The sequence below is a fragment of the Chryseobacterium rhizosphaerae genome, assembly GCF_003385455.1.
GTDB lineage: Bacteria > Bacteroidota > Bacteroidia > Flavobacteriales > Weeksellaceae > Chryseobacterium > Chryseobacterium rhizosphaerae.
This window is the reverse complement of record NZ_QNUF01000055.1, coordinates 1-7,281: the sequence shown is the minus strand read 5'-3', so window position 1 is coordinate 7,281 and position 7,281 is coordinate 1. Positions and strand designations below refer to the sequence as shown.

7 protein-coding genes and 1 pseudogene are annotated in these 7,281 nt (G+C 35.4%); 4 read left to right on the top strand and 4 right to left on the bottom strand.

What is annotated here, in order from left to right; genetic code table 11:
* A pseudogene (locus DRF57_RS23135) lies at positions 1-387 on the bottom strand (hypothetical protein); the annotation flags it as partial.
* Between the two features lie 220 nt (positions 388-607).
* Between DRF57_RS23135 and DRF57_RS23130 the strand changes: the two are divergent.
* Positions 608-925 (top strand): helix-turn-helix domain-containing protein, encoded by a 318-nt coding sequence (locus DRF57_RS23130; protein ID WP_115921098.1) that lies wholly within the window; start codon positions 608-610, stop codon positions 923-925.
* Positions 926-995: 70 nt separating this feature from the next.
* On the opposite strand, the gene DRF57_RS23125 is transcribed toward DRF57_RS23130, so the two are convergent.
* Both DRF57_RS23125 and pdhA read right to left on the bottom strand, forming a co-directional pair.
* Complete coding sequence (locus tag DRF57_RS23125; RefSeq protein WP_115921097.1) at positions 996-2,606, bottom strand: 2-oxo acid dehydrogenase subunit E2; 1,611 nt, start codon at positions 2,604-2,606, stop codon at positions 996-998.
* A gap of 97 nt (positions 2,607-2,703) precedes the next feature.
* Positions 2,704-3,705: a pyruvate dehydrogenase (acetyl-transferring) E1 component subunit alpha gene (pdhA, locus tag DRF57_RS23120; protein WP_047495631.1), complete on the bottom strand. Its 1,002-nt coding sequence runs from the start codon at positions 3,703-3,705 to the stop codon at positions 2,704-2,706.
* Positions 3,706-3,830: 125 nt separating this feature from the next.
* On the opposite strand from pdhA, the gene DRF57_RS23115 reads away from it, so the two are divergent.
* The 3 genes from DRF57_RS23115 to DRF57_RS23105 are packed head-to-tail and all read left to right on the top strand — an operon-like array spanning position 3,831 to position 6,715.
* Positions 3,831-4,433, top strand: coding sequence for a phosphatase PAP2 family protein (locus DRF57_RS23115; protein ID WP_084083995.1), 603 nt, complete (start codon positions 3,831-3,833; stop codon positions 4,431-4,433).
* An 8-nt stretch (positions 4,434-4,441) separates the two neighbouring features.
* A complete protein-coding gene (locus DRF57_RS23110; RefSeq protein ID WP_047495912.1) occupies positions 4,442-4,927 on the top strand; it encodes a BlaI/MecI/CopY family transcriptional regulator in 486 nt (161 codons plus the stop codon).
* Positions 4,928-4,939: 12 nt separating this feature from the next.
* Complete coding sequence (locus DRF57_RS23105; RefSeq protein ID WP_115921096.1) at positions 4,940-6,715, top strand: DUF4153 domain-containing protein; 1,776 nt, start codon at positions 4,940-4,942, stop codon at positions 6,713-6,715.
* A 39-nt stretch (positions 6,716-6,754) separates the two neighbouring features.
* Here the strand turns inward: DRF57_RS23105 and DRF57_RS23100 are convergent, their stop codons facing one another.
* Complete coding sequence (locus tag DRF57_RS23100; RefSeq protein ID WP_047495638.1) at positions 6,755-7,126, bottom strand: RNA recognition motif domain-containing protein; 372 nt, start codon at positions 7,124-7,126, stop codon at positions 6,755-6,757.
* Between the last annotated feature and the right edge of the window lie 155 nt (positions 7,127-7,281).

Sequence of the window (7,281 nt, the reverse complement as noted above, 5' to 3'; positions counted from 1 at the left end):
ATAATACCTGAGATAAGTCTCTTCTTTCTCCAAAAGTCCTATCATAAGCCCAATTACTTTATTACCTTTTATCACAGGGAAAAGCATTGCCTTGTCTCCATTGTCCACTTCCATGAGCTGGGAGTGGAAACGAAAATCTGTGTAAGGAGAATCTCCTGCCGTATTCCTGTTTTTTACAGGTGCATCTTTGAGCTCATAATATCGGTTAAAGAGATATTCAAAAGCTTTTGGGTAATTTACTTTCTCATTTCCGTTTTGAGAAAAGGCCGCAAATTTGTTTTGGGGTTCTTTGGTATTTTGAGCTACATCATCCTCTGTACGGCAGGAATGTACAGAGAAGACTGTGACCGCCAGCAGAGCCAGCCGAAGAATTATTTTTTTTGTCATAAGCGTTTTTTTAAGTTGTTAAATATAATATTTTTTATTTACCCACAAAACTGTGAAATATTTATCAATCTACAAAACCTATTTTTGCATAATTCTACCCCTTATCCGGGTAATTTTTTGAGGAAATTATTTTTATATTTGTCTAAAATAACAAAGCATGACTAACAACGTTGCAGAGAAAATAAAAAGACTTCGAAAGTCCAAAGGATTCTAGGAAGAAATGGCTGAAAAATTACACATTTCCCAATCTGCCTACGCCAGAATTGAAACAGGGGAAAGCCACTCTTGGGCAGCACATATAGAAAAACTTAGTGAAATTTTTGAAATAAAGCCTGAGAATTTTCTTTCAGATGAAACCAATAATCTGGAACAGGAAAATACTGATCAAAAAGGAGGTATGGCTTTTCAATTTGTAGGAACAATTAATACCATCAATTCTCTTTCTGAAAAATTAATAGAACAATATGAAGGGAGAATCGAAGAACTGAAAGCCCAAGTAAAAGAACTTAAAGAAGAGATAAAAATACTGAAGAAATAATTTTATCGGAAATATTTAAAAACAAAAAAACCTCCCAAAGCGGGAGGTTTTAGTATGTACAGTTTAGAAATTACAGTAACAATGTTAATGGATTTTCTAAATATGTTCTTAATGTTTGTAAGAATTGAGCACCTGTAGCCCCATCCACTACTCTATGGTCACATGCCAATGATAGTTTCATTGTGTTTCCTACTACAATCTGACCGTCTTTAACAATTGGTTTTTCAATAATTGCACCTACGGATAGAATGGCAGAGTTTGGTTGGTTGATAATACTTGTAAATGTTTCGATTCCGAACATTCCCAGGTTAGAAATAGAGAATGTAGATCCTTCCATTTCATTAGCTTTAAGACCTTTATTCTTAGCTCTTGAAGCCATATCTTTCACTGATGCAGAAATCTGAGTGTAGCTCATCTGGTCTGTATTCTTCAATACAGGAACTACCAATCCGTCAGGAATAGCTACTGCTACACCCACATTGATATTTCCTCTGTGGATGATCTTATCACCTGCCCAGCTTGAATTTACCTGAGGGTGTTTTCTTAAAGCAATCGCAGTTGCTTTAATGATCATATCATTGAATGAAATTTTAGTATCTGGTAAAGAATTGATCTCTTGTCTAGCTACAATAGCTTTATCCATATTGATCTCAACCATCAGATAATAATGAGGGGCAGAGAATTTACTTTCAGAAAGACGTTTCGCAATGATATTTCTTACCTGTGAGTTTGGAGTCTCTGTATCTTCTCCCTGAACGAAGTTTACTGCTACTTGAGCAGCAGCACTTGCAGCCGGAGCTGAAGCAGCTGGTTTCGCCTGAGATGGCTGATAGCTTTCAATATCTTTTTTAACAATTCTTCCGTTTTCTCCAGAACCCTGAACACTGTTGATATCAACACCTTTGTCCTGAGCCATTTTTTTAGCTAATGGAGAAATTGCAACTCTGTCAGAAGATGAAGAATCTGCAACCGGAGCTGCTTTTTCTTCTGTCTTAGTTTCTGCTTTTTGTTCAGCCGGTTTTTCTGATGACTGAGCAGCAGCTTTTGGAGCTCCTACAGCTGAAACATCTGTTCCTGCAGGGCCAATCATTGCTAATACGGAATCTACCGGAGCTGCACCACCTTCTTCTACACCTTGCTTCAATAATACTCCATTGAATTCAGATTCGAAATCCTGAACCGCTTTATCTGTTTCAATTTCAGCAAGAAGATCTCCTTCTTTTACTGTATCTCCTACATTTTTATGCCACTTAGCTACTTTACCTTCTGTCATAGTATCAGAAAGTCTTGGCATTGTAATAATTTCTACTCCTGCCGGAACTTCTGCCGCAGCAGGCTCAGCAGCAACCGGAGTTTCTGATTGAGGTTGTTCTTCTGATTTTTTTTCTTCAGAACCTGCACTGGAAGCAGCTGCTCCACCTGTTAATCCTGAAATATCTTCTCCTTCATTACCGATGATCGCCAAAACAGAGTCTACAGCAGCAGCATCTCCTTCTTGTACACCCACGTATAAAAGAGTTCCTTCTATTTCAGATTCGAAATCCTGAACTGCTTTATCAGTTTCAATTTCAGCTAAAATATCTCCTTCTTTTACTTTGTCGCCTACTTTTTTATGCCATTTTGCCACTTTACCTTCCGTCATAGTATCAGAAAGGCGGGGCATCGTAATTACTTCTGCCATAATTTTTTTTAATTTGAAAATTTAGTCACCTGAAAATTTGAAAGGACCAATAATGATCGCTGGTATTTTCAAATTTTCAGATTAACCTATTATCTTTTTAGTTTTCTAATTTATCTAAGAATGGATAATTTTCCTGAGAATATACATACTCATAGATTTTTTCTGTATCCGGATATGGAGAGTTTTCCATGAACTCTATACATTCGTCCACAAAGTCTCTAGACTTGTTATCCATCACTTCCAATTCTTCTTCTGTAGCCCATCCGTTGGATAAAATTCTGTGTTTTACCAATTCAATAGGGTCATCATTTTTGTGAACGGCAACTTCTTCTTTTGATCTGTAAGGCTCTGCATCAGACATAGAGTGTCCTCTGTAACGGTAAGTTCTTGCTTCGATGAACGTTGGTCCGTCTCCTCTTCTAGCTCTTTCAATTGCTTCGTAAGCAGCTTCAGCTACTTTTTCAGGATCCATTGCATCTACAGCAAGACAAGGCATTTCATATCCTAATCCTAGCTTATAGATATCTTCGTGATTGGCTGTTCTTTTTACAGAAGTTCCCATTGCATACTGGTTGTTTTCCACAACAAATACTACAGGAAGTTTCCAGTTCATCGCCATATTAAATGTTTCATGTAATGAACCTTGTCTTGCAGCTCCATCTCCAAAGAAACAGATATTTACAGCTTTTCTGTCAAAATATTTATCTGCAAAAGCAATACCAGCTCCTAAAGGAATCTGTCCTCCTACAATACCATGACCTCCATAGAAACGGTGTTCTTTACTGAAAATGTGCATAGAACCACCCATACCTCCGGAAGTACCAGTTGCTTTACCGCAAAGTTCAGCCATGATTCTCTTAGGATCTACTCCCATCGCCATTGGATGGATATGGCATCTGTAGGCAGTAATCATACTGTCTTTCGTTAAGTCCATTGCATGCGTGAATCCGGCAGGGATTGCTTCCTGACCGTTGTACAAATGTAAAAAGCCTCTGATCTTTTGTTTTAGATAAAGAGAACGGCATTTGTCTTCAAACCTTCTCCACATTGTCATATCTTCATACCACTTCAGGTATACCTCTTTAGAAAATTCTTTCATGTGTTAGCTCTTGCTTTTTTATGATGAAATAGTTGAGCAAAATTATGAAAAAAACTTTGTTTTTATTGTATACATATCAATTGTTTTTTTGGTTATAGTGTTATATTTGACTTTTAAACTTAAACATGGAAGAAAAGAACTCTTCATTGACGCACAAAATTTCAAAGATCATCTCTGATTTTTTCAATCCTTTGGTCTCCCTTTTTATCTTTTTCATCTATATGAGTATACAGTCATATACGCTAAAAGATTCCTTAGTATACTTCCTGCCTATTTTATTATTGATTATGCTTCCTGTGATTATCTGGCTCGTATGGAATGTAAAAACAGGAAGATACACCAATATGGATGTTTCGAACCGGGTACAGAGAAAGACACTCTATATATTTATTGCTGTATGTGTACTTGCCTATATTCTTTTTAATTATCTCAAAAACGGATATGTGGATTTCATCATGCTGTTTATCCTTATTCTTCTTTTCGCTTTACAGATCAGTAATCTTTATATTAAAAGTTCTATGCATACAGCCTTCAATGTATTTGTAGCAGCTTTGTTTTTCTCATTAAACTGGAAGCTGGGAATTCTTTGGCTGGGTATTGCTGCTTTAGTGGGGATTACGAGAATTATTCTAAAAAGACACACCATTAAAGAAGTATTTATGGGCGCAGGAATAGCATTTTTAATATCTTTTATCTATCTTTATTGCAATATACAATTTCAACATTAGAAGAATATATGAAAATAAATCATCTTACTGCCGCAGAGGAAAACTTTATGAAGCTGTTTTGGAAGTTGAATTCCTTTTATCTTAAGGATGTTATGGAACAACATCCAGAGCCCAAACCACACCAGAACACGGTCTCTACATACTTAAAAATATTAGTTGAAAAAGGCTATTTGTCTACTGTAAAAGAAGGCAGGATTTTTAAATATTCAGTACTTGTTCCTTTTGAAGAATATAAAAAGTTTCTACTGAAAGAGCTTTCCCATCACTTTTTTAATGATTCCGGAAAAGAGATTCTGGAATTTTTAATGAATGAAAAGCTAATTTCACAGAACGATCTGAAAGGATATTTTGATCTTAAAATTGAAATAAAACCTACCAAAATAGAAGAACCGAAATTTGAGTTCGCTGATGAAATTCTAAGTCCTAAAAAAGAGAAGAAAACAAAAGTAAAAGAAAAGGATAAAGACAAAAAGAAAAAGAAGAAAAAAATATAAATACCGAGGCTTATGAAAACAAAATTTCTTGAGATAACGGGAAAAGCCAAAGAAGTGATATTTCGTTATCCGATGGTCCTCTTCATGGCTCTGTTAACTTCTTTTGGGGCGATCTATTTATATGAGACCACAAGATCAAGAAATGACTCTTTCACATGCTACATGTTCACTATCTGTTCCGGCTTGGGAATATCATTGATGTTTGCATTGAAAATACTTTCCCAGCGAATAGGAAAACGGTATCTTCTAGAATCTGCAGGAATTATCGGCCTGGTGGGATTTTTTTTTATTCTACCCGGCAACAAGAAAGATTTTAATGAAGTCTATGGATATATCATTGCTGTAGCATTCATTCTTTCTCACCTGCTGGTTTCTTTTGTAGCCTTTTTAAACAAGGACAGGGAAATTAGTTTCTGGCAGTATAACAAAAATCTATTTGTCAATATTGTACTTACGGCTATATTCACAGGAGTGCTCACAGCCGGAGTAGAACTGGCTATTTTAGCAATTGACAAACTTTTTGATTTTCAGTTTAATGATAGCGTTTACTTTGATGTATTCTTCTTTCTGGCTATTGCTGGAAGCTGTCTGATTTTCCTGATCTTTAATGAAAGAGGATTGCCAGACCTTGAAGAAGACGGCAAATATCCTGTTGTTTTAAAATTTTTCACCCAGTTTATTCTGATTCCGCTTCTTTGTATCTATGCTGTTATTCTTTATTTCTATTCATTTAAAATACTGATCAATTGGCAACTTCCAAGGGGTTGGGTCTCTTATCTGATTCTTGCTTACAGCATGGTAGGAATTCTTGCTTTATTGCTTGTGCATCCATTAAAAGAGGATCATACCAAATCCTGGGTTAAAGTATTTTCAAGATTATTTTACTATACGGTTATCCCTCTGGTTATCCTCCTTTTTGTTGCTATTTTCACCAGGCTTTTAGCATATGGATATACAGAGCCAAGATACTTTGTTTTACTCCTGGCTTTATGGCTGACAAGTTTAGTGGTTTATTTTATTTTCAACAAAAAGTCAAGCATAAAATTTATTCCTCTGAGCTTATTTATATTGGGGGTATTTTCACTTGTTTTTCCTTACCTAAATGCTTTTAGCGTAGCCAAAAGAAGCCAGAAAAATGAATTGATTAAGCTATTAAAAGAAAATAACCTGCTTACTGGGAGTACAATAGATTTCAATAAAAAGATATCAGATTCTGTGATTGATAAAATGTCATCACAGTTTGAATTTTTAATAAAAAGAAAACAGGAAAGTTTTTTGCTTACTCTCGCAGCCCCTAAAGTTCGGGATAAATGGTCAAAAGATTTTGAAGAACCCTATTACTGGGCAATCAATAACAGCCTTAGAAATTCTTTTACTTATGCTGATAAACATTCCGGAGCACCTGCGTATGAGCAACTGACGCTTGAGTCAGAAACAGATGTAGTGAATATTGAAAATTATAAGTATTTAATTAAATTCCAAAGCTATAGCCAGGAATCAAAAGAAATCAATGGAGATCTGTTTCTTATCGACAACAAGACTGAAAAGATCAAAGTAATCCTGAACTCAAAAGAAGAAGTAGATTTTACTCCGGCTATTGATAAGCTATTTAAAGATAACATCCATAGAAGCGGAATAGTAAAATTAAAAGAAGTGGCTGTAGAAAGTGATCTGGGTAAATATCATATTAAGATTATTTTCCCTACGGTCACAACTCAAAAAGATACTTACAGTAAAGGCGGAAATATTTACTATAATGATGCCTTATTCCTGATCAGAGAAAAATAAAGACATAAAAAAAGCGGCTTAAAAGCCGCTTCATATTTTTTACCAACGTTTTCCACCGCCGTTGTTTCCTCCGCGATCACCTCCGCCACGGTTATTTCCATAGCTTCCGCCACCTCTGTTGTTTCCATAACCACCACCTCTGTTGTTATCGAAACTTCTTCTTGGCTTCTCTTCTCTAGGTTTAGCTTCAGATACGTTAAGCTCTTTTCCGTTGAATTCTTTCTGATTAAGAGCTTCGATAGCTTGTTGTCCTTCTTCATCACCCATCTCTACAAAACCGAAACCTCTTGAACGACCAGTTTCTCTGTCTGTAACGATTTTAGCTGATGATACATCACCAAATTCTGCGAATAGATCATGCAACTCATACTCTTTAGTTGCGTAATTGATGTTTGAAACAAAAATGTTCATTTTAAATAAAATTAAAAAATTAATAAAAATTTGGTATATAAAAGAAAAGCAACATAAATTAATGAACAAATATTGATTCCAAATATAAACGAATGCAAGATACAATAAAAAATCTAAAATCAAAATATTTTTTACCTCCCCTCCGTTTTCAAATG